This window comes from Cyanobium sp. NIVA-CYA 375, assembly GCF_056108345.1.
This window is the reverse complement of sequence record NZ_JBSYHW010000295.1, coordinates 1-825: the sequence shown is the minus strand read 5'-3', so window position 1 is coordinate 825 and position 825 is coordinate 1. Positions and strand designations below refer to the sequence as shown.

The 825-nt window shown below is 69.7% G+C and carries 1 protein-coding gene; it reads left to right on the top strand.

The window, feature by feature from the left end; translation table 11 throughout:
- The coding region (locus tag AC01FP_RS18175; RefSeq protein ID WP_474482224.1) for a Sua5/YciO/YrdC/YwlC family protein at positions 1–813 on the top strand (813 nt) is incomplete at its 5' end.
- Between the last annotated feature and the right edge of the window lie 12 nt (positions 814–825).

Genomic DNA, 825 nt, shown 5'->3' with positions numbered 1-825 from the left:
CGGCGTTTTCATGCGCAGCCCATCGCCTGTCATGTGTGTGGCCCCCGACTCACGCTCAAGCGCATGGACGGGCGCGCTTTCACGATCGACAGCTACACCTTCCTCGACGACTGCGACGCCGCGGGCACGCTGCTGGCCAAGGGCCACATCGTCGCCATCAAGGGCCTGGGCGGCTACCAGCTCGCCTGCGATGCCACCCAGGCCGATGCCGTGGCTCGCCTTCGCGCGCTGAAACGGCGCGAGGCCAAACCGTTTGCGCTGATGGCCGCCCATGTCGAGGCGGTGCGCGCCTGGTGCGAAGTGAGCGAGGCCGAAGCCCTTGCGCTGCAAGGCCCGGTGGCGCCCATCCTTTTGTTGCAGCGCCGGCGCGGGCAGCCCGCCAGCCCGGGTCTGGCCGAAGGCATCGCCCCGGGCCTGGACACGCTGGGCTTCATGTTGCCCAGCACCGGCGTGCACCATCTGATCTTGCGCCGCATGAAGCGGCCGATCGTGCTGACCAGCGGCAACCTGAGCGACGAGCCACAGGCGATCAGCGTGGACCAACTGGCGGCGCGTTTCCCGCAGGGCATCGACTACGTGCTGGACCACGACCGCGCGATCGCGCGGCGCGTCGATGACTCGGTGCAGCGGGTGGTGGACGGCCAGTTGCGCACGCTGCGCCGCGCGCGTGGGCTGGCGCCGGCGCCACTGAGCTTGCCAGCGGGCTTCGAGGCCGCACCGTCCGTGCTCGCCCTTGGTGGCGAGTTGAAGAACACCTTCTGCCTGTTGCTCGGCGGCCAGGCCCTGCTATCGCAGCACATCGGCGACCTCTAAGACGCCGCCACC